This window comes from Paenibacillus sp. J23TS9 (assembly GCF_018403225.1).
GTDB lineage: Bacteria > Bacillota > Bacilli > Paenibacillales > Paenibacillaceae > Paenibacillus_AQ.
The window spans coordinates 215,761-238,394 of the sequence record NZ_BOSG01000004.1; the positions used below are offsets into that span (position 1 = coordinate 215,761).

Genomic DNA, 22,634 nt, shown 5'->3' on the forward strand with positions numbered 1-22,634 from the left:
ACCATACTTAGAGAAAAAAGGGAGAGACAACCATGTACAAACTGATTGCCATCGACATTGACGATACGCTGATTAACGACGACAAGGAAGTAACCCCTGCTACGCAGCAGGCTCTGGAGCAAGCGGTAGCGAAGGATGTAGTCGTGACGCTGGCCACCGGCCGCGCTTATGCATCCGCCCAGAAAATCGCCCGTCAGACCGGACTAAACGTGCCGATCATTACGTATCAGGGTGCCCTGATCAAGAATCTGATGGATGAAAAAGTACTCTATGAACGTTATGTTCCTAAAGATGCCGCTCACAAGCTGTTCGAATACTGCATCGAGCATAATCTGCATCTTCAGGTGTACATTGATGATAAGCTCTATGCCCGGGAAGAAAATCAAAAGCTTAAAGACTACAGCGAGTTGAACCGTACGCCTTACTTTATCGAGCCGGACTTCGAGAAACTGATTGCGCAAAAAACGCCGAAAATGCTCATCATCGATGATCCGGCATATTTGGACGAGATCGCCCCAGTGCTGCGCGAGCTGCTTGGCAGCGAGGTTCATATCACCAAATCCAAACCGCATTTTCTCGAATTCATGCACTTCGAAGGCACCAAGGGACATGCCCTGACCTTCCTCGCCAACCATTTCAATGTTGATATGGCGCAGACGATGGCGCTTGGCGATTCCTGGAATGACCATGAAATGCTGGAAGCTGCGGGACTGGGCGTCGCCATGGGCAACGCCATTCAAGCGCTGAAGGATATCGCGGACTTCGTGACGCTCAGCAATAATGAGGACGGCGTGAAAGCTGCCATCGATAGGTTTGTATTGAATGCTTAAAAAAGACAGCCCGGCCATTCCAGGACCTATCCCTGGATGTGCCCGGCTGTCTTTTGTTCATCCGATTATTTTGCAGCCTTCGCCCGGTCCTTTCCTTTGTCGGATTCGCCGGCGTTTTGGGTGGCCGCATCCCGGTCAAGCTGCATCTCTTCAACGGTCTTTGCCTTCAGACGCGCCGCACCCGGATAGCCTTCCCTCGTCGGAATCAGATGACCTGCAGCTAGCCGAACGGAGGCTTCGGCAATCGCTTCCCCGAACTGAGGCAGCCACCGTTCTTGCGCGACAAGCATTTCGTCGACCATCTGCCAGATTTCCTGCGGATTGCAGACGGCGCCCACCAGCGGATCCATCATAAACGCTTGCCGCAGTAGTTGGTCATTGCCCTGAACTGCCGCTTCGACAGCCAGCCGCTGTACCGAAATGCTCGCACTGCATACGGCTGCCGGACCCAACGGAAGCTCACCGACAACGGGCATGGAAATTCCGTTGCGGTCCACATACCCAGGGGCTTCAATCACGGCATCATCTGGAAGATTCGTAATGATTCCGCTGTTCACCATATTAAAGTGACCGCGGTATACGCGCCCGGTCTCGAGCCCTTCAATAATGTATGAGCCATGTTCATGGCTGCGTTCTTCCTGCCTATAAGCCAACGGTTTATCCTTCATCCAATTGGGAAAGTCCGTTTCAAACCAGCGGCGTCCTTCGGTGCATACACGCAAATATCCCCCGGTTTCCCCGTTGATCCAGCTTCCCAGGTCGATCCAGTCGCCAATTTCGTCTGCCCGTTTGCGGTACCACGGCACATACTCGCTTAAATGTCCATTGGACTCCGTGCTGTAGTAGCCGAAACGGCGCAGCATATCGATTCGCACCTTTTCGGTGCGGCTGAATTCCGGATGTTTCTCGAAAGCCTCCAGCAGCTTGCCGGTCAAATCCTCCCCGTTGTGGCGGATCTGGATATACCAAGTCTGGTGATTAATGCCCGCGCAAATGATATCTACTTCCTCCTGTTTCAAGCCGAACGCCTCGGCGATTTGCCAGTGTCCGCCTTGAACGCCATGACAAAGCCCGACCGTGCGGACGCCTCCATACTTGTTGCACGCCCATGTCAGCATCGCCATCGGATTCGCGTAATTGAGCAGCAGAACGTCTGGGGAAGCCGTCTCCCTGATATCCCGGCAAATGTTCAGCATCTCCACGATACCGCGCTGCCCGTACATGATGCCTCCGGCGCAGAGGGTATCGCCGACGCATTGATCCACGCCGTATTTCAGAGGAATGTCCACATCCGTCGCAAACGCTTCAAGCCCGCCGACGCGAATCGTGCAAATCACATATTTGGCATCCTTCAACGCTTCTCTCCGGTCTGTTGTTGCTTGTATGGAAATATTCAAGCCGTTCTCCCGAATGTCCCTCTGGCACAGTTCGGTAACCATTTGCAGATTATGCAGATTAATATCCGTAAAAGCGACTTCCACATTATGAAATTCAGGAACGGATAACAGATCGCGCAGCAAGCCACGGGTAAACCCGATGCTTCCTGCCCCGATAAAAGAAATTTTGAATGACACGGCAAAACAGCCTCCTTCTAGATAAGTTGCCGGGAACACCCTGCATAGGGACATTGTAGCAACCTATCTTTGGAAAGCGTTATCAAATTCATAACCACTTTGTCTGCCAAGTGTCAACGATTCTCACTTTTCCCCTTCATCCAAATAACCTGATATACGGGAAGCTTTTCGGTATTCCACAGGCGTCCTTCCCGTATGCTTCTTAAACAGCATTTGCAAATACTGCCTGCTGCCGATGCCCACGTAATCAGCGATATCCGCGACCGGAATCTCGGTTTGGCGCAGCAGCATCGCCGTTTTATCCATCCGGTAATCCTTCAGGTATTCCATGATGGACAATCCCGTTTTTTGTTTAAAAATCCGCTGCAGGTAGCCCGGGTGAAGCCGGACATGCTCGGCGACATCCTTCACCTGAATGCCGCGATCGTAGTTTTGGTACAAGAACTCGATACATTGCCGGACATACGTGCTCAGAGCATCTAACCCGGCTTCCGCAAACTCCTGATGCAGTCTAGCGACCCGAATCAGAAGCTGCGCCAGCATGAGCTGCGGCATAAGCTTCAGACCTGTTCCTGCCGCATCCAGTTCAATGACGAGACTTTTCAGCAACTGATGCACGTCATGAAATTCCCGGAACACCACGAACGAGGCCGGATTCCGGAAAAGAGCCTCCAGCGCGATCTCACGTCGTGCCAGTTCCCTCATCGAAGGAAGCACGCCCTCCCGTTCCACAAACCGGAATTCGATATTCAGCATCCGGCAGGAATCCGGTACGAGCAGACGGTGAGGAACGGTCCCATCAAGCAAAATAAAGCCGCCTTTCGCGAGCCGGACCACCGCTTCGTCTTCACCGGAAGGTAACAGCCCAACGGAACATTTCCCGTCGATCACGTACATAATTTCCGAGGAATCATGCGTATGAAATGCCATATCGAACCCGTTCCATTCTTTGAAATAATAGGCGCTGACTTCAGGACAGCAGTCCAAAATCATCAGCTTGCCAGGGAACAAACCACAGCTTGGCATGACGTATCCTCCTTCACCGGAAAGCATGGGAAGCCTTTGTGCTTCTCCTTCGTTTTCATCTTCAGCCCCCTGTGCAGCAGCCAAGCTTTTAATGTAACTGAACCATTAAACCGCTGCGTGCAAGCACTACATTCGGCGGCAGCGGATAATCGGCGTTCACGTCGACGTTATGGGACATATGCGTATAGACGATTTTTCCCGGAGTCACCTCGGCGATCAGCTCCGCAGCTTCCACCATGTCATACACCGAGCGCGACGAATATAGGGCTGTTTCATGGTAAAAGCTTGTCCCGAGCACCAGCAGATCGAGATTATGCAGTGGCTTCTTTTCTTCCTCATTCAAACCGATCGAATCGGAGCAATATACCCAGCGGAAGCCTTCCTTTTCAAGGCGATAGGCATAGGAATACCCGTTGGCGCCATGGCATACCTTCCATCCGGAGATATTCCAGCCAGACAGCGCGATCCCCTCATCAACTGCTATTATTTTCATATGCCTCGCAAGCCATGGGAACTGCTTCAGGATCGTATCGATGACTTCCTGCGGAGCGTACAGCTCCCCTTTTCGCCCCAGCCAGCGGCAGGCATCCGCCCACTCGGGAAGTCCGCCGATATGATCAAAGTGGGCATGTGTGACCAGAATCTTTTCAGCAAAACGCAGGCCCTGCATCTCCATCTGGCTGCGCCAATCCGGACCGCAATCGATCAGAAAATCACCATCCTGCCCCCGAATCATCACCAGCGATCGCAGGCGGCGATTGCTTCCAGTCGTTCTGGCTTCCCCGCACACATCACAATCGCAATAGACCCGGGGAACGCCCATCGCATCGCCGGTTCCCAAAAAAACTAAGGTATCCATGCTTCCATCTCCTCATCCGTTCGTCATTCTACTTCTCTATAGACTTTACCATCTGATAGTTGATGAGCGAAACCCCGCTGCGGATCACCGTTTGTTCCTTCACTACGCTGTATCCATGCCGTTCAAAGAAAGGTTTCGCCGTAATGCTCGCTTCCGTAAACAGCTTAACCGCCCCAAGCCGGATTGCTTCATCTTCAAGTGTCTTCAGGAGCGCTGTGGCAATCCCTTGTCTCTGATAACGGGAATGAACATACAATCTGTCAATATAACCTTCGTTTGTCATATCGCCAAATCCTGCGATGGTACCGGCAATTTCGGCGACATATGTAATATGACTTGCTAATGACCGTTCCCATCCCAGCCGTTTAGCAGACTTGTCCCCAAGCGGTGCCCATGCATCAAGCTGCTCTCTGGTATAATCACGTACGTTTACGGTATGAACCGTTTCATAGAAAAGGTCGAGGATCGGGCCGGCATCCTGCACCTCAAATTTGCGAATCTGAATCATCTTTTTATGATCTCCTTTACTCCAATCCCCTGGATGCATAATTGACGACCCGGAAATCACTCGGACTTTTCCCGTGTGAGCTCCGATTTATACTCATCCTCAATCAAGTTGCTTATCCATACAATCATATCATTAAAAACACAGCCCAAATAACCGATTTCATCGTTCCCCCTGAATCTCCCGGAGCGGCTCAGCCGTTCCAATAATATTCCACCTGATCCCGTTATCCATCAGGAACAGCCGCTTCGTCAGACCGGTTGATACTATGTAAAATAGGACCAATGAGATCATTAATGCAATCAAGAACAGCCATATTGCAATTTGCTCACTTCTTCGTACCCTAGTAAATGCACCTTTTGCAGAGAGTGACCACTTATCCGAAATGATTCTAGAATAAAAAAAGAAACCCTGAGTCCGTAAAAGGACCGGGTTTCCCGATATGTTATACTTAGCAAATCCATACCTCTCAGATCACTTACAGTCCGGCGAGAACCTGATACCATATCCCTTTTTTGGAATACAGGGTTTGACGAACTTGATCCCAGCCTCCCAAGTAGGAAATATCGAAGAGGCCGGCAGGAACCTGGAATCTTCCTTCATTCGCTTTCAGGATCTCTTCATTCACCGGGCGGAAGCCGTAATCCGCAAAGACGGACTGCGCCTCTTTACTCCGGAGATAGTTCACAAAAGCCTCAGCGACCTTGCGTGTACCATGCTGATCGGCATACTTATCGACAACCGCTGCGGGATTTTCAATCTTGATGGTGTACTCCGGGGTAATCACATCATATTTTTTCCCCTGCCTGATCCGGGCCAGCAGTTCATTCTCGTATGTAACCACCACATCACCTACGCCATATTCAAAAGCAGCCATCGACGCTCTACCGCTCTTGTCCAGCGACTCGACGTTCCGGTGGACCTTCTCCAGAAAGGTCTTGGCGTAAGCCGGATCCTTCGTTCCTTGCTTCTCCGACAGTTTGAGTCCCGCACCATAGATGGCGTTGATATCCCACTGTGCCCCGCCTGAAGTTTGGGGGTTCGGGTAAAGCACCTTAACGCCCGGTTTGGCCAGATCCTCAAAGTCATGGATGCCAAGCGGATTGCCTTCCCGCGTGCCCAGCACGACGATAGAACGCGTAACCATACCTTGATCCGGTGTTTCCCGCCACTTTTTGCTGACGAGACCAGCCTTGACCAGCTTGTCGACATCGCCCTCCATCGCGAGCAGCGTCACATCCGCCTCGAAGCCGCCAATAATAGCCCTTGCCTGGGTCCCGGAGGCTTCATAGGACTCCTGAAATTTTACCGTTTGTCCGGTCTTCGCCTTCCACTCCTGCTGGAACTTCGGCAGAATGTCCGCAAGTGCATCCTTGGCGATGCTATAAGCACCAATGACGAGCGTGACCTCCTTGCCGCTTGCAGCCGCGGCCGACGCCTGCTTGGCAGGATCTCCGCCGCAGCCCGAGAGGATGACGGACAACAGCAGAAGGAAGCTGACCATACTTGCCATATATAAGTTAAACCGGCCTCGGGATTGTTTCATATGTGCTTCCTCCTGTGAACCAATACTTATTTTCATAACGATTGGCGAATGAGTATGCCAAGCATGATCTTCTGAAAGCTTCGAACAATTTATTGGCCATGTGAATGAGGCCGCTCCGCGTACGGATCATTCTTCCGATCGCTGTTGTCTCCCAATTTCTTGATCTTATTTTTAAAAGGTAGGAATTCTGAGACAAAGGCGAACGCTAACGCTTCTTCAGAACGATTCCGTCCCCTCCGCTACGATTGCGCAATGAATGATAACTTCGAGCATAGAGATTATTACGCCCTTACTACTTGCTTCATACACAAATCTATTTCCCTATGTTCAGCTTATTCTAAATCCAATCAGCCAAGCATTGCCTAAATAATCACAGGCATCGGATCTACCTTAAGCCGATTCTCCTCCATCCAGCTCCGCTCATTATTGAACAAGTATGCACGATGCACCAGCACCCTTACATGCTGTCCCGGCGTCAGCGCAGGCTTCTCCAGCGAACGGTAGGTCATCAGCTTATGGCCGCCGACCTCCACTTCTACCATCCACTCGCTTCCGCGGAAATGCAGTCGATGCACGACGCCTTCCTCCGTGACGGAGAGCATTTTGAATTCATGCGACTCCCCTACCTCGATATATTCCGGCCGAATCAGCGCCCGCGTCTCTGAACCGGAGCCCGCTTCCTCAAAGCCCTTCAGCTCAGAGACATCATCGATCATCGTGGATTCGCCGATAAATGAAGCGACAAATGGTGTTTTCGGCTCCTTGTAAATATCCCATGGCGTTCCCTTCTGTTCCAGACGCCCATGGCTCATGATCATAATTTCATCGGCAACCTCAATCGCCTCATCCTGGTCATGGGTCACAAAAATGGAGGTGATGCCTACCCGCTCAATCAGCTCGCGCAGCCAGGAGCGCAGCTCCTGCCTGATTTTCGCATCGATGGCAGCAAAAGGCTCATCCAGCAGCAGCAGCTGCGGCTCGGGTGCAAGCGCCCGGGCAAAAGCGACACGCTGCCGCTGTCCGCCGGAAAGCTGATGGGGATAGCGCTTTTCAAAGCCTGAAAGACCGGTCAGCTCCACCAGCTCCATTACGCGTTCCTTTAAGGCTGACTTCGCGACCTTTTTCACCTTCAGCCCAAAAGCGATATTATCGAACACCGTCATATGCTTGAACAGCGCATAGTTCTGAAACACAAAGCCGATCCCGCGCTCCTGCGGCAGCAAATGATTGACCAGCTCACCATGGAAGCGTATTTCCCCGTCGTCTGGCTGCTCTAGTCCGGCAAGCATCCGCAGGACGGAGGTTTTGCCGCCTCCGCTTGGACCAAGAAGACCGATCAAATGGCCTTTCGCAATGTCGAAGCTTACATCATTGACAGCATGAAAATCTCCAAAATGCTTGTTTAAACCACGGACCTCAATATGCATATCAGTGCACTCCCCTTCTTTTTTTCGCCCATTCCATCATCAGCATCAACCCTATGGAGAATGCCGCCAATACCAGTGCCGCACCGTTGGCTGAGGTAACATTAAAATTCTCGACATCCTGATAGATCAGCGTCGTCGCGGTCTGCGTACGATTAATGATGTTGCCTGAAACGACCAGCACGGCACCGAACTCCCCCAAGGCACGGGCAATCGTCAGCACCACACCATATATAACAGCCCAGCGGATGGAGGGCCAGGTGACCTTCCAGAACGTTGTCCAGCTGTAAGCGCCAAGCGTCGAAGCCGCCTCCTCCTGCTGGGTTCCGATTTCCTGAAGGACAGGCATGACTTCGCGTACCATCAGCGGAAAGGTAACAAACAGCGTCGCAATCACCATCCCCGGGAATGCATATACAATTTTGAATCCGATATGATCGAAGAAGGTTCCCGCCGCGCTTCCCGGACCAAGCAGCAGCACGATCATTAAGCCGCCGATAACCGGCGACACGGCGTATGGAAGATCGACAATGCTGTTCAGCAGTCGTCTCAGCCCCCTGCTCATCCAGGTGCCGCGCACAAGATAGACTGCGGTCATCATCCCAAGCAGCGTATTTAACAGTGTGACCGTCACGACAACGAGCGCCGTCATCATAAATGCATGCAGAGCCTCTGGCCGCGACAATGCCGCACCGAGCTCACCCAGTCCGCCGCTGAAGGCGGCCAGCGTCATTTTGCCCAGCGGAATAATCAAGAGTACGGTAAAAACAGCGTAGGTTAGTGCAATCCAAAGCTTGTTCATAGGCTTTTCCCCCGTGTTTGTACCCAGTTCACGACCCATAGAATAACAAAGGAAAGCGTCAAGAGCAGCACCGACACCGCTGCCGCTCCCGCTGTATTATCGCTTTCAACCTCTCCGTATATATAGACCGAAGCGACCAGCGTCCGGCCCGGAATATTTCCGGCAACCAGTACTACCGCGCCAAATTCGGCCAACGCCCTGGAAAAGGCAAGCATACCGCCGCTCAGGATACCGGGCATCATGGACGGAAGCACCACTTGGAAAAAGACCTTCACGCCTGATGCTCCAAGCGTTCGTGCTGCCTCTTCCTCGGAAGGATCAATCTCCTCCAGCAGCGGCTGAACCGCACGAATGACAAACGGGAAAGTGACGAACACCATCGCGATAATAATTGCCGGCGGGTGGAATACAATCTCTAAACCCAGAGCTCCAGCAGCTTTGCCCACCCAGCTTACAGGTCCCAGCAGCAGCAGGATCATCAGTCCTCCCACCGCGGTAGGCAATGCAAAAGGCAGATCCACTAAACTGTTCAGCAGCGATCTCCCCGGAAAACGGCAGCGTACCAGTACCCAGCTAATCATCGTGCCGATCAGGATATTCACAACCGCTGCCGTAAGAGCCAGACGAACGGTCAGCAGGACCGCCTTCCAGGCAATAGGATCCGTGATACTTTCCACAAACAGATTCCAGCCTTCGGAAAGGGAATGGTAGTATACCCCCAGCAAAGGAAGAATGACCAGCAGCATAAAATACAACAGAAGGGTGCTGCGGAACCCCCATGTCCACCCTTTATGACGCAGCAGTATATTCATACGCTTATCCCCCCGCTTACTTGAAATCGGTCATAGGCAATTTCAGTCATTGTCAAAACGATTATTTAATCTTACAATTAAGTTAATTCCTATTTGTATACTTGGTTTTAGAATTACTTAGAGATACTTTACCAAAAACTGTCTGTCATCGTCAATATATAAGTTGGAAAGAATGATATGTTCTTTGCAGTGTTTAAAATGGGGTATACATATATTAGCGGCTAATTTTAGAAAATAACGCCATTAGGCGTATTCTCACTAAAAGGAGAATTCTGTATTCTTTAATCATAGGATTGAGCTGGAGCAAAAGAGAGGAGAATCTGCATGCTGTATACACTTGAGCTGGCCACAACAGGCCGTGATGAGATGAGGGATATTACGCGGGAATTGATATCACTTGTTCATAAGAGCGGAGTTAAGGAGGGTACGGTACTGATCTATTGTCCTCATACAACCGCAGGGATTGCAATTAACGAGAATGCGGATCCGGACGTAAAGCGGGATGTGCTAATGCGCCTCGATGAGGTCTATCCATGGAAGCATCCCAAATACCGGCATGCTGAAGGCAACACCGCCTCCCACCTGAAGTCCATCACCTCCGGCCCCTCCCAAACCGTTATCATCACCGAGGGTGAACTGCTGCTGGGCCGCTGGCAGGGCATTTATTTTTGCGAATTTGACGGCCCCCGCCGCAGACAATACCATGTAAAGATCATGCAGGGATAGACAGGCAGTCAGATAAGCCGGGCAAAACAAAACTGGCGTTGGGGTTCAGGCAATCCTGCCTATCCCCTTCACCATCCAAGCGGTACGCTTTTACGCAATACCAATTCAACGCTATAAAGTATATATCTGCAAAGAAACGGCTACCGCAGACCCTCACAGCATATTTTCACATGCGTCATCGCTGCGGGTTTAACTTCCTCAAAGGTGACTCGATCCTGAATGTAATAGGATATGAAGCCGTGCATGGCCAAAAAAAGTGTCAGCGGCAGGTTTCGGCAAAAATCCGGACCGTGCGTGTCTTCATTCATGTAACGGCGCACGATGGATGCAAACATTTCCAGACAGCGCCCCTGTTCCGTCCGGCAGTAGGACAACAGCTCCTCATCCCGGATCATGAACATAATTTCATACTGGTACGGATGATCCAGACCGAAACGAATAAACTCGATCATCAGCTGCTCCACCTTCGTTAAATCCTGAACGGGAGATGCCTTGATAACTTTATTCAGCTGAACCGCAAGATTGTTGAAATCCTCCACGACAATGGCGTAAAAAAGCTCCGCCTTTTCCTTAAAATGATAATACAAGGAACCATGACTGTAACCTAAATGCTGACCTATACTGCGCATGGAGATTGCCCTGTAGCCCTTTGTGACGAACAAATGTCTGGCTGCTTCCAGAATCCTCTCCCTGGATAACTCCTGTTCCACTGCTCTTCTTGCCATAGACCTTATTCCCCTTCAGTAAAATAAAGCTGTTGACCCTCCGTAACCAGAGATTGACCCTGAGTCAGATCAACCATCCACGACATAAACTCCTGAGTCTCCGCATCGGGCGGCAGGCATTCCAGCGTCACCTTGTCGGTGAAGCGGGTTTCCCCCATACGCACCTCTCGATTTCGAAGCTCATTTTCAACCTTGCCTAGCCACGTATAATCTAATTCTACAAAAATTTGACGATGAAGTACACGAGTAATCGCTTCCCCTGCCTCAATGGCTGCCACAGCACCATCGGTGTAAGCACGAATGAGTCCGCCGGCCCCCAGCATAATTCCGCCAAAGTAACGGGTGACTACGACTGCCACATTTTTCAGGCCTTGGTGGCGGATCACCTCAAGAATCGGCTTGCCCGCAGTTCCGCTGGGCTCTCCATCATCCGACTGTTTCTGGATTTCGTCACGCTCACCGATCATGTAAGCAAAGCAGTTATGCGTTGCGTTCCAATGTTTTTTTCGGATATCCTCGATAAAAGCGTTTGCATCCTCTTCGCTCTCTACCGGCATAATGTGGCCGATAAACCGCGATTTCTTGATTACGATTTCCTTGTCGCCGCTTTTTCGAACGGTACGGTAACGATCTATCATTCCTTAGCCCTTTCCCTGATTGGAAAGAAAGCAGTCCCCCGTATAATCCTCAACCGGTGAACTGCTTCCTTCAGCCTTATGTCTATTTTCAGTAGTCTTCGTTATTCAGAAAGTCTGGATTCCAGATCAGCCTTCTCTTTTTCATAGCCTGGTTTGCCAAGCAATGCGAACATATTTTTCTTGTAAGCTTCAACGCCCGGCTGATCGAATGGATTCACGCCTGACAGATAACCGCTGATGCCGCAAGCTTTTTCAAAGAAATAAACCAGATATCCGAAAGAATATGGTGTCAGATCAGGCACAGTTACAATCAGGTTTGGAACCTGTCCATCTGTGTGAGCCAGCATGGTGCCTTGGAAAGCCTTTTTATTCACGAAATCCATCGTTTTGCCTTCCAGGAAGTTCAATCCGTCCAGATCATCCGGATCACTCTCGATGGTAATTTCATGAGCAACCTTCTCCACCTGAATGATGGTTTCGAAAATATTCCGGCTGCCTTCCTGGATGAATTGACCCATGGAGTGCAGATCTGTGGAGAAATCAACGGAAGCTGGATAGATACCTTTATAATCCTTGCCTTCGCTCTCGCCGAAAAGCTGCTTCCACCATTCCGATACATAATGCAGGGCAGGCTCGTAGTTTACGAGAATTTCAATCGCTTTGCCTTTACGGTACAGGGCATTACGAACGGCAGCATATTGGTAAGCTTGGTTCTCGGCAACGTTCGGGTTGCTGAATTCCTTGGAAGCATCAGCTGCGCCCTTCATCATCTCATCAATATTGATGCCGGCAGTAGCGATTGGAAGAAGACCTACAGCTGTCAGTACAGAGTAACGTCCACCCACGTCATCCGGAATGATAAAGGATTCATAGCCTTCTTCTGTTGCGAGTGTTTTGAGCGCGCCTTTTTCTCTATCTGTTGTTGCGTAGATACGTTTTTTGGCTTCTTCCTTACCGTATTTCTTCTCCAAAGCTGCGCGGAAAATGCGGAACGCGATTGCTGGCTCTGTCGTTGTACCGGATTTGGAAATCACGTTAACGGAGAAATCCTTGCCTTCCACCAGATCAAGCAAATGAGTAACATAAGTCGAGCTGATGTTGTTTCCGGCAAAATAAATTTCAGGCGTTTTACGCTTGTCCTTCGGCAGGTAGTTATAGAAGGAATGCGACAGTGCTTCGATGGCTGCACGTGCACCAAGGTAAGAACCACCGATTCCGATGACAATCAGAACATCCGAGTCGCTTTGGATTTTGCTTGCTGCTTTTTGAATCCGTGCAAATTCCTCTTTATCATATGCGCTCGGCAGGTCGATCCATCCGAGATAATCGGAACCTGCACCGGTTTTGTTATGTAGCTGCTCGTGAGCCAGCTTGATCGGTTCTGCAAAATAGTCCACTTCATGTTGGTTGATGAATTCGAGGGCTTTACTGTAATCAAATTTCAATGGGTTAGACATCTGTCGTTACCTCCTGGTTTCATCTCTACTCTACACTCCGAAAAAATAGCTTTAGAATAGGATACTGTAATTTCCTGATACTAGCAAGCATGAGAAAAAAGTCTATCGGCGCACATTCATAGCAGGCAGACCGCGTTTGACGGAAGTTTTTACGGAAGCAGTCCCTCATGGTGTACCCGCAAGCCTCATGGTAAAATAGACAAAGCTACTTCATTTTCGGGATTCACACATACTTTTTTTGAAAAGCATTGTGCGTGATCCTCATTCTGATAGAAAAGGTGATCTCATGAAAAAAATAGGCTTTGTCGGACTGGGAACCATGGGAGCGCCAATGGCTTCCAATCTGCTTAAAAAAGGTTTTGAAGTGACCGTATACAACCGCACGGCTTCCAAATGCGAACCGCTTGTTGCAGAAGGCGCAGCATCGGCTGCTACTCCGCGAGAAGCTTCCGCAGGCCGCGATGTTGTCATCACGATGGTCAGCAATGACGATTCCATCCGTGAAGTGTTTTACGGTGAAAACGGCATCCTGAATTCGCTTATACCGGGCATGACGGTCATAGACTCCAGCACGATTTCTCCGGGACTCGTCAAAGAGCTCGCCTCTTCCGTCCAGGAAAAAGGTGCTGAATTCCTTGATGCGCCGGTGACCGGCAGCAAGCCGGCGGCTGTGGACGGGACACTCGTATTTATGGTCGGTGGCGAAGCTTCCACCCTGGAAAGCTCTTCCGACATTTTTGACACACTTGGTAAAAAGGTCATTCATATGGGACCCAACGGCAGTGGCTCCGTAGCCAAGCTGGCGCATAATACCATGGTCGGCATCAATAACCTGGCCTTGGCCGAAGGCTTTGCAATTGCCACCAAGTCCGGTATTCCTGCAGACAACTTCCTTGAGCTGGTTCAGCTCGGTTCTGCAGGCAGCAAAGCTGCTGATCTCAAAGGCCGTAAAATTATTGAAGCAGACTTCAGCAACCAGTTCTCTTTGGCTTTAATGCTGAAAGATCTAAAGCTTGCTTCTTCCCTGACCGACAGCTCCGGGATTCCAACCCCTCTGCTCAATCTGACCAAGAACCTGTTCCAGGCTGGTCAAACCCAAGGGTATGGAGACGAAGATCTCTCAGCCGTTGTCAAATGCTATGAGGCTTGGATCGGACAAACCATCGGCGGCAAGCCGCTGCAATAAGTTTGACTTGTATCCATCCAAACTATTCATAAAGCAAGTAACGTTTCGAGAAAAGCGGCATGCAGGTTCAAATCGCCGTGTGCATGGATGATAAGAAGGGTAAGATTGCCGATTCGGCAATCTTACCCTTCTTCATTATTCCGCCGGATAGGAGCAACAGTAATCCGTTACACTGAACACTTCCAAAGCGAACTTGGAACGGGCAGGCACATGGAAAGTTGCCGATCCGTTGATTTCCTGCCACGTGTTTTCACCGGGCAGAAGAACTTTTAGCTGACCGGAAACAATCTCCATAATTTCCGGGCCGTCCGTACCGAATTCATAAGTGCCTGGAAGCATAATGCCGAGCGTTACCTTGCTTCCGTCTTCTTGGATCACGGTCCGGCTGGTTACCTGACCGTCATAATAAATATTCGCTGCTTTGACAATCGTTGCGTTCTTCAATTGCGACATGAATACTCACTGCTCCTCATCTTCTGGAACTTGATCTATGCAGGGATTAAACGCTTAGAGCAGCGCTTTGACGCGGCTAACTACGTTTTCCACCGTAAATCCGTATTCTTTGATAACTCTGTCCCCAGGAGCGGATGCACCGAAGGTCGTGATGCCAAGAATATCGCCTTTGTCGCCAACATAACGTTCCCACCCGAAAGTCTGCGCCATTTCAATAGCAAGGCGGGCTTTCACGTCAGGAAGAATGACGGAATCCTTGTAAGCTTGATCTTGTTTCTCGTACAGATCCCAGCTTGGCATGCTGATGACACGTACTTCAATGCCCTCTTTAGCGAGTTCTTCCTGAGCTTTGACAGCCAGTTGAACCTCGGAGCCTGTCGCGATAATTTGGGCAACCGGTTTGCCATTCTTCGCATCGGCTACCACGTACGCACCGCGTTTGATACCTTCTTTTGCACCGTCAACTGTGCCGGCCAGAATTGGCAGGTTTTGACGAGTCAATACCAACGCCACAGGGTTCTCCTTGTTTTCTACGGAATAAGCCCATGCAGCAGAGGTTTCATTGCCATCAGCCGGACGGATAACAGTCAGACCCGGAATGATACGCAGGGAAGCCAGCTGTTCGATTGGTTCATGCGTTGGTCCGTCTTCACCAACTGCGATACTGTCATGTGTCAACACGTAAGTAACAGGTAGTTTCATGATGGAAGCCAGACGCACCGCTGGACGCAGATAGTCGGTGAACACGAAGAATGTGCCGCCGAACACTTTAACGCCACCATGGAGCATCATACCGTTCATGGCTGCAGCCATACCAAATTCGCGTACCCCGAAGTAGATGTTACGGCCTTCGCGGCTTTGCGGTGTAAAGTTAGCCAAACCGTTCAGATGAGTCATGGTGGAGCTTTCAAGGTCGGCAGATCCGCCCGTAAGCTGAGGCACGTTGCCTACAAGACCGTTCAAGGCATTACCGGAAGCCACGCGGGTGGAAACGGCTTTATCTTCTACGGCGTACTTCGGCAGATCGGCATCCCAGCCTTCTGGCAGATCGCCGGCAACAGCTGTATCGAACTGAGCTGCAAGTTCTGGATAAGCCTTTTTATAAGCTTCGAACTGCTCATTCCATTCCTTGTTCACTTTCACGCCATGCTCCTTCACTTTTGCGAAGTGTGCACGCACTTCATCCGGAACATGGAAATCTTCCTCGTATACCCAGTTGTAGAATTCCTTGGTCAGCTTGGCTTCGTCGGAACCCAGCGGAGATCCGTGCGTACCACCGTGGCCGCCTTTACCCTGCTTGTTCGGGCTACCGTAACCGATGATCGTTTTCACTTCGATCAGGGTTGGTTTTTCCGTTTCAGCTTGAGCTTCAGCAATCGCTTTTTCGATGGCAGGAAGATCGTTTCCGTCTTCAACCCGCAGCACTTGCCAGCCATAAGCTTCAAAACGCTTTTGAACATTTTCAGAGAAGGAGAGGTTCAATTTTCCATCCAGGGAAATGTCATTGGAATCATATAGTGTGATCAATTTGCCGAGCTTCTGATGACCAGCCAGGGAAGCTGCTTCCGAAGAAATACCTTCCATCAGGTCGCCGTCGCCGCAAATCGCGTATGTGTAATGATCAACAACATTGAATTGATCTTTGTTGTATGTTGCAGCCAGCTGTGCTTCAGCCATAGCCATACCAACCGCCATCGCAATACCTTGGCCCAGAGGTCCAGTCGTTGCGTCAACGCCCGCTGTATGTCCGAATTCAGGGTGACCTGGTGTCAAGCTTCCCCATTGACGGAACTGCTTCAGTTCTTCCATCGGAAGATCGTAGCCGCTTAGGTGCAGCAAGCTGTACAGAAGCATGGAGCCATGTCCTGCAGACAATACGAAACGGTCACGGTTGATCCAAGTTGGATTTTCCGGATTGTGGTTCATCGTTTTGGCGAACAATTGGTAACCCATTGGCGCTGAGCCCATAGGCATGCCGGGGTGTCCGGAATTCGCCTTCTCGATGGCATCGATAGCCAAAGTACGAATGGTGGTGATCGAAAGATTATCGATAGTCGAATTCTCTTTTTTGTCGATCGCTTGATTCTTGTCAGTCATGTTTATCCTCCTCAGTCATTCTGGGAAATTTAAAAGCGGCAGCGATGCTGCTTCATAATCCTGGTTAAATCAACTACAATGAACACAAAAGAAAGGCGTTAAAAGCCTTCTCCAGCCTGCGGATTATGAAGAAGCTCCGCTTGAATGTTTCATTTTGACTTATTGTAACACTTGGCAGTCTTCTTTTCCATATCCTTTATCACCATTCCCTGCCGGGAACGTCATTATGCGGCAGCGTTTGACATCATTCAGAACGATAAAAAATCTTAATATACCGCTGATTAAAGCGGTCACATTTGGAGTATTCTTTTCTTTCTTCCTGAAATAATTTGTCACAATTTTTTATCTGCCCAATTCTTTTTACGGGAGGTAAGCCTTCTGGATAACCGTCTGAAACGCCTCGTCCTGTCCCCTGCCTTCTGGATCAACGGGCTCATCTGTGGTCTGCTTGGCGGAATCATTCTCGGTATTTTTCTCAGGCTAGCCGAGCACATGACCGGGCATCTGGTGTACCGCCTGCTGCTGAACGTTGATTTTGTAAGCTTTCTGCCGCCGATGATACCTGAGTGGCTCGAATTTGCCCTGCATCTGATGGTGTCCGTTGGAATCGGGATTCTTTATTCCGGGTGGAACATGCTCAGCCCGAAACCGCATCGTCTGCTGGGAGCCCTGATCCTGGGCCTCCTGTCATCACTGCTGTTTTTCCCGCTGGCAGCCCTGTCCGACCGAGCGCCCTCGCCTGTAGATATGACTGCTTTTACCTGGTGGTTTACCGGACATCTTCTGTACGGCTTCATGCTCTATGTCTCAGCAAGAATACTGAATCCGTCTTATAGAATTGCCAAATCCAAAAAGGCATAGTCCTATTCATTAACCGCAATGGATGAAAAACATGCAGCCGAAATAAAAATTGCAATGTATAGTTTTGGCACGGCCGCTGACACTTTACGTCAAAGAGAATTTAGCTAAACATGCGTACCTCGGCTTGATGGGTAGCATTTATCAACAAATCGGCACGCAACAAGAGACCCGCATTGGATTCATCGCGGGTCTCTTGTTCTGTATTCTTGCCGATCCGGCCCGGTTAGCGCGTGTTGCGCTTGCGGGCAGCCAGCAGGCGGTCCATCGAAGCGGACCGCTCCTCCTGCGGTGGCTTGGGCTCTGCCGCCGCCTTTTTGCCCGGCGCAGCCACCGGCTGCCGGGCTGCCTGCGTCCCGCGCGGCCCCTCGGCGCCAGCCGCCGCCGGGCGGGACGCCCCGGAAGCCGGACGCTTCGCTCCGGCTTCCTCCGGCGCAACGGCGCGTGCCTGCGGCTGCGCCGTTGCTTGCGGCGGCGCTGCGGAGCCGCCGCCGTAGAAGGCCGCGGCGCGCTGCTTGCGCGCGGCGAGCCTGCCGAGGCCGGCGTCTGCGGGCTCCGTCCCGCCGGCCGGATGTTGTGGCCGCCTGCGGAGCAGGGCGGCCAGGCGGGCGCCGATCAGGCCCCATGGGAGGGCCAGGCGGCGCACCGCAATATCCGCGACCCAGAGAATCAGGGCCGCGATAAGCAGCGCATAGCTGAGATCATGCAGCTGCCGGCTTGGGCGCGGAGCCGCAGCGAATAGCTGCTCCGGCTTGTCCCAGGAAAGCACGCGTCCGCCGGTCATTTCGGCAAGCCGCCCCAGCTCCTGCTTCGCGTCGCCCGACTCAATCCGGTATTCGGGCGAATATGGGACAATCAAGCCGCTTGGCATGGCTACGCTTTTCCCATTGCTATCCTGAAGCGACATCAGAAAGGAGCCCGGTTGTTCCACCGTAATTTCCCCACTGTAGCTTCCCGGGGATTCCTGAACCAGATCCACCGTGCTCGGCTGCAGCTGGTCGCCGGTGATCACAGCCTGCAGCTGCTCCGGTCCGTTGCCTCCGGCGGCATTCACTTCGAACCGGACCTTGTTGCCTTCCACTTGTGTTTTCACTTCATATGGCGAAGCCGTAAACTGCGGGAAAGTCCATTTCACCATCTGTGTCAGCACATTCGAGAAGGCCTGCCACGATACCCAGTCCTTCGACCATTTGCCCATCAGATCACTCGTCCAGGCAACCGTCCTTCCTGATCCATATTGCCAGCGGACCAGCAGCGGATCAGGCTCCGGACTGGATAGCACCGTCTGTGCGGCCGGTTTTGCCGTGGTCGCTACATAACCGTAGATTTGCGGTACCCCGTTTTCAAACAGCTTTCCCCAGTCTCCCGCGTCCTGCAATGCAGGAACAAACGGCTTATCCACAATATAGGATTTCGAAATCATCGCGGCTTCCCGGCTGAATATGGCCGGAATCGTCGTTTCATCCTCCGCCATGTAGAACCGGCCCTTGGCACCATCGGCAAGACTCTGCAGTAGATTCACATCAGAATCTGAACCTACGGCTACCGTAGACATGGTGATTTTTTCATCCACCATTTGCGCAAGCAGCGATCCGTATGCGTCGTTGCCGGCCGACTGGCCGTCCGTCATCAGGATGATATGCTTGCGCTGGGCCTGAACCTTCAGCATCTCCTCGACAGCCGAGGCTGCCGCAGGATAGATGTCCGTTCCGCCTTCGCTTTGGATGGATTGAATCTGATCAATGACTTCTTCCTTTTTATTATCCAGCTTCATCGGCGGCACGACCCACCAATTGCTTGAATCAAAAGCCAGAACACCGACGGTATCCCTGGAACGCAGCATTTGTACGGTACGTATGGCGGCTTCCTTGGCCATCTCCATTTTGTCTCCGGACATACTGCCCGATCGGTCAATGACCAGAATCAGCCCGAGCGACGGGATTTGACGCTTGCCCTCCAGCTCCATGGATACCGGCAAAACGCGTTCGATCGGCGTTTTAAAATACCCGCCCATGCCGTAGCTATCCTCGCCGCCAGCCATCATAAAGCCGATGCCGTAGCTCTTTACAGCCTGTTCAATCATTTCCATCTTACGCTCACCGACCTGGTCGGCGGATACGTTGTTAAAAACAATCGAATCATACGCTGCATATTTAGCCATTTCATTCGGCAGCAGCGCCGGATTTGGCATGACCTCATACTGCACCAGTCCTGACGACAATGCCGATGTGATATTCGCAGAGGTCCCCTTCTTGCCTTCAACAATCAGCACTTTCGGTGGACCGTCAACTCGTGTAAAGGCATATCCGGCATTGTTGGCCGACTGCTGATCACCCTCCATGAAGATTTCTGCCCGGTAACGATGCAGTCCTGTCGTTTTAGCCAAAGCTTTGACAGCGTAACGATTTTCTCCTGCGGCAATATCGACGGTTTCTCTGCCGATTTCACGGCTGTCTTCATAAAGCCTTAGCTCTCCACGGCCTTTGTAAGTACTTTGTACAAGCACTTCAATGGAAAAGGATTCTGCCTGATAGAGCTTCTGAGGCACGCTCACTTCTTCTACCGACACATCCTTCACCTGCCGTGAAGGCGACTGCAGGACATCCACGGCGATACCCTGATCCTTCAGCATCCGTCCTGCCGCAAGCATGCTCCCTACGTTTTCCTTGCCATCACTGATCAGTACGATCCGGGAATCAGAGCGTCCATCCAGAAGATTGCCCGCCAGCATGAGTCCCGATTCCAGGTTCGTAAAGTCAGGGTTCTGCGCCGCATTCAGTTTTAAGCTTTCCGGCAACCGGGGCAGCAGCTTCTGTTCGTAGGCAGCTTGCAGCGAAGAGGAGACGACTCCGATGGTATCATCCTCTTTTTTAGAAACGGCTGATTTCATCATCCATGCCTCAGCCTGCCCTGACTCCGGCATACTTGCAGATCTGTCCACCAGGTAGACAACTTTTTTCTGCTGAAGCACGGTATAGGACTGCAAACCCGAAATGGCCAAAATCAATAGCAATAGCACAGCAGACCTGAGTATCACGGCCGCTTTTTTCCGCGCGCCGGATAAACGAAAGTCGGAACGATACGCATAAAACATAACCGCCGCCAGCGGAATGAGCAGGAGCAGCAGCCAAGGGTGATTAAATTGAACGCCCACGCTGATACACCCCCCATTCCACTAAAATAATCAATAATGCTAACGAAGCAAGCAGCGTGATGAGCGATACTTGCCGCTCATCGCTATGGCTTTTGGCTGGAACTGAGTCTGAAACCGTAGTTGCAGGCGTTTCTTTCCCATCTTTTGCAATCTGGCCTATAGCAGCAAGCTTGGCGTTGGCCTCGCCCCACTGCGCCTCATACGGATCAGCAGCGGATTCAGCGAGATACTCAAGCTTCTTCCCAGCGCTGTTTCTCTGTTCAAAAGCATACAGCCCAGGAACAGGAGGCACCTGCTGCAAGGCATTGATCCCTTTTTCTCCGGTTTCCGCCTCCAGATTCTGCACCTTCATTTCTCTGGCCATCCCATCTTTGGCGACCCAATGTGCTGACACGGTATCCGCAGCGATCGGAATTTCCACACGCGTTCCCGCTGTCAGACGACCCAGGCTTTTACCGCCGCTCTCTGTCAGCCATGATACGGCTTCATGGACCACAATCGGAAACTCCGACGATAACGGAAAGTCTGTTTCCTGCAGATTGAACAAAAAGGACAAACGCTGCTCCCCTTTTTCAGTCCCCGCAATGATAGCCGGGTGGTTCTCAATGCTGACGATCGGCGTCGCCCAGTCCGGCAGCTTGCGATCCAGTACACTGCCGATATAAACACCGTTATAGCTTACATAGCGGTTTACCGGATGATTGGCAAGCCTCGGCTGCCCTCCGTTCACATTGACTTTGTTTCCGCCGCCTCCGAGCGTCCATACCGGTGTACGGTCCAGCAGCTTCTTCCACTCACCCTGGGCAGTAAAAGCTGGAGCTGCTCCGTCAATGACGATTAGATCAGGCTGTTTTTCAGGAACAGCTGTCCCGCTGGCGTCGCCTGGGTTGGCGTCTATACCTTCCTGAGGCAAAGCCATTTTAACGACCTCAGCCCCCGTCAGCTGAAGCCCCTTCTCCAGAAACAGATTGCCTTGGGTCATCAGCAGAATCCGCGGCGTCTCATTATGCTGCGAAAAGGCGTAGGCCTCATTGTCCGCTTGATAATCGTCGCTTCCCTCCAGCTCAGCCCGGTATACCTCCGCGGCGGGTAAGTCCCGGAAGGTCAGCGTAAGCGATGCACCCGGCTTGATCTCTGCAGAGGATGTTTTGATCAGCTTGCCATCCCCGTACAGATTAAACTCCGCCTGCTTCGCGGCCTTGCTGCTGTTTTTCACGACTGCTACAGCTGTTTTCCCGCTTGATTCATCTTTCACGCCAAACTGCTGCAGACCCAGGTTGAAGCCTGCTTCTGAGTCCAAGGTTACGACCTTTACCGGCGCTTGAAAGAGAATCGATGAAGGATCTCCCTTCCACTGTCCATCGGTAAAGACAACAACCTCCGCATCGGATTCATCCCGGGTCAGCGCCGAGGCGAGTGATAGCGTTTCATTATAGGAGGCTTTGCCAAAATAGGCCTGCAGTGAATCGATAGCCTCGTTGGCGCGTCCATGATCTTTTTCCCGGGAAATGACTACATTCGGCTCCGCATTCATGCTGAGGAGGGTGACATCGCTATTCTTGGCCTCCTGCTTAATATAATCCTTCATCTCCTGCTTCAACTGCTCCAGACGCTCCTGAGAAGGCTGACCGGATGGCATGCTTACTGCACTCATACTTCCGGATGTATCCGCCACCAGCACAACATGCTCTTTTCCGCCCCCTGAAGACCATAGATACGGCTTCATTAGAGCAAACACGAGGAGTGCAGCGGCAAGCAGCTGCAGCCAAAGCAGGAGCCTGTTCTGCAGCTTTTGCCAAGGCCGGTTTGCCTCCAGATTCTTCAGGACTCTCTGCCATAGCAGGTGGCTGGGCACTTTGGTGTCGAGAAATTTGCGTTTAAGCAGATACATGGCCAGAATCGCCGGTATGCTAAGACCGAACCAAAGCCCGAGCCATGAACCGATTCCCACTTGGATCCCCC

General features: G+C 51.4%; 19 protein-coding genes. 4 read left to right on the plus strand and 15 right to left on the minus strand.

Going from position 1 to position 22,634, the window contains the following annotated elements; genetic code table 11:
* Positions 1-32: 32 nt before the first annotated feature.
* Entirely contained in the window at positions 33-830 is a 798-nt protein-coding gene (locus KJS65_RS22600; RefSeq protein WP_213652107.1) for a Cof-type HAD-IIB family hydrolase, read from the plus strand.
* A 65-nt stretch (positions 831-895) separates the two neighbouring features.
* Here KJS65_RS22600 and melA read toward each other — a convergent pair whose 3' ends face one another.
* From melA to cysT, 8 genes are all read right to left on the minus strand, one after another.
* Complete coding sequence (melA, locus tag KJS65_RS22605) at positions 896-2,404, minus strand: alpha-glucosidase/alpha-galactosidase (RefSeq protein WP_213652108.1); 1,509 nt, start codon at positions 2,402-2,404, stop codon at positions 896-898.
* 123 nt (positions 2,405-2,527) lie between these two features.
* Positions 2,528-3,430: an AraC family transcriptional regulator gene (locus KJS65_RS22610; protein WP_244864730.1), complete on the minus strand. Its 903-nt coding sequence runs from the start codon at positions 3,428-3,430 to the stop codon at positions 2,528-2,530.
* Between the two features lie 88 nt (positions 3,431-3,518).
* On the minus strand, positions 3,519-4,289 hold the full coding sequence (locus KJS65_RS22615; protein ID WP_213652109.1) for an MBL fold metallo-hydrolase: 771 nt from the start codon (positions 4,287-4,289) through the stop codon (positions 3,519-3,521).
* A gap of 28 nt (positions 4,290-4,317) precedes the next feature.
* Complete coding sequence (locus KJS65_RS22620) at positions 4,318-4,797, minus strand: GNAT family N-acetyltransferase (RefSeq protein WP_213652110.1); 480 nt, start codon at positions 4,795-4,797, stop codon at positions 4,318-4,320.
* Positions 4,798-5,272: 475 nt separating this feature from the next.
* Positions 5,273-6,340 carry a sulfate ABC transporter substrate-binding protein gene (locus KJS65_RS22625; protein ID WP_213652111.1) on the minus strand — a complete coding sequence of 356 codons (1,068 nt, stop codon included), beginning with the start codon at positions 6,338-6,340 and terminating at the stop codon, positions 5,273-5,275.
* 362 nt (positions 6,341-6,702) lie between these two features.
* Positions 6,703-7,767 carry a sulfate/molybdate ABC transporter ATP-binding protein gene (locus tag KJS65_RS22630; protein WP_213652112.1) on the minus strand — a complete coding sequence of 355 codons (1,065 nt, stop codon included), beginning with the start codon at positions 7,765-7,767 and terminating at the stop codon, positions 6,703-6,705.
* 1 nt (position 7,768) lies between these two features.
* Positions 7,769-8,566: a sulfate ABC transporter permease subunit gene (locus KJS65_RS22635; RefSeq protein WP_213652113.1), complete on the minus strand. Its 798-nt coding sequence runs from the start codon at positions 8,564-8,566 to the stop codon at positions 7,769-7,771.
* On the minus strand, positions 8,563-9,378 hold the full coding sequence (gene cysT / locus KJS65_RS22640; protein ID WP_213652114.1) for a sulfate ABC transporter permease subunit CysT: 816 nt from the start codon (positions 9,376-9,378) through the stop codon (positions 8,563-8,565). The genes KJS65_RS22635 and cysT overlap by 4 nt, the downstream gene beginning before the upstream one ends.
* 324 nt (positions 9,379-9,702) lie before the next feature.
* Between cysT and KJS65_RS22645 the strand changes: the two genes are divergently transcribed.
* Positions 9,703-10,104 (plus strand): secondary thiamine-phosphate synthase enzyme YjbQ, encoded by a 402-nt coding sequence (locus tag KJS65_RS22645; RefSeq protein ID WP_213652115.1) that lies wholly within the window; start codon positions 9,703-9,705, stop codon positions 10,102-10,104.
* Between the two features lie 140 nt (positions 10,105-10,244).
* On the opposite strand, the gene KJS65_RS22650 is transcribed toward KJS65_RS22645, so the two are convergent.
* From KJS65_RS22650 to KJS65_RS22660, 3 genes are all read right to left on the minus strand, one after another.
* Positions 10,245-10,829, minus strand: coding sequence for a TetR/AcrR family transcriptional regulator (locus KJS65_RS22650; protein WP_213652116.1), 585 nt, complete (start codon positions 10,827-10,829; stop codon positions 10,245-10,247).
* Between the two features lie 5 nt (positions 10,830-10,834).
* On the minus strand, positions 10,835-11,467 hold the full coding sequence (locus tag KJS65_RS22655; RefSeq protein ID WP_213652117.1) for a YigZ family protein: 633 nt from the start codon (positions 11,465-11,467) through the stop codon (positions 10,835-10,837).
* Positions 11,468-11,568: 101 nt separating this feature from the next.
* Positions 11,569-12,924 carry a glucose-6-phosphate isomerase gene (locus tag KJS65_RS22660; protein ID WP_213652118.1) on the minus strand — a complete coding sequence of 452 codons (1,356 nt, stop codon included), beginning with the start codon at positions 12,922-12,924 and terminating at the stop codon, positions 11,569-11,571.
* A gap of 286 nt (positions 12,925-13,210) precedes the next feature.
* On the opposite strand from KJS65_RS22660, the gene KJS65_RS22665 reads away from it, so the two are divergent.
* Entirely contained in the window at positions 13,211-14,110 is a 900-nt protein-coding gene (locus tag KJS65_RS22665; protein ID WP_213652119.1) for an NAD(P)-dependent oxidoreductase, read from the plus strand.
* 135 nt (positions 14,111-14,245) lie between these two features.
* On the opposite strand, the gene ppnP is transcribed toward KJS65_RS22665, so the two are convergent.
* Both ppnP and tkt read right to left on the minus strand, forming a co-directional pair.
* Positions 14,246-14,563 carry a pyrimidine/purine nucleoside phosphorylase gene (ppnP, locus tag KJS65_RS22670; protein WP_213652120.1) on the minus strand — a complete coding sequence of 106 codons (318 nt, stop codon included), beginning with the start codon at positions 14,561-14,563 and terminating at the stop codon, positions 14,246-14,248.
* Positions 14,564-14,617: 54 nt separating this feature from the next.
* The gene (tkt, locus tag KJS65_RS22675; RefSeq protein ID WP_213652121.1) at positions 14,618-16,660 is read right to left on the minus strand and encodes a transketolase; all 2,043 of its coding nucleotides are present in this window, start codon (positions 16,658-16,660) and stop codon (positions 14,618-14,620) included.
* Between the two features lie 492 nt (positions 16,661-17,152).
* Here tkt and KJS65_RS22680 point away from each other — a divergent pair, with 492 nt between their 5' ends.
* Positions 17,153-17,521, plus strand: coding sequence for a hypothetical protein (locus KJS65_RS22680; protein WP_213652122.1), 369 nt, complete (start codon positions 17,153-17,155; stop codon positions 17,519-17,521).
* Between the two features lie 223 nt (positions 17,522-17,744).
* On the opposite strand, the gene KJS65_RS22685 is transcribed toward KJS65_RS22680, so the two are convergent.
* Together KJS65_RS22685 and KJS65_RS22690 are read right to left on the minus strand one after the other, a co-directional pair.
* On the minus strand, positions 17,745-20,672 hold the full coding sequence (locus KJS65_RS22685) for a VWA domain-containing protein (protein WP_213652123.1): 2,928 nt from the start codon (positions 20,670-20,672) through the stop codon (positions 17,745-17,747).
* Positions 20,656-22,623, minus strand: a complete 1,968-nt coding sequence (locus KJS65_RS22690) for a vWA domain-containing protein (protein ID WP_213652124.1) — start codon at positions 22,621-22,623, stop codon at positions 20,656-20,658. The genes KJS65_RS22685 and KJS65_RS22690 overlap by 17 nt, the downstream gene beginning before the upstream one ends.
* Between the last annotated feature and the right edge of the window lie 11 nt (positions 22,624-22,634).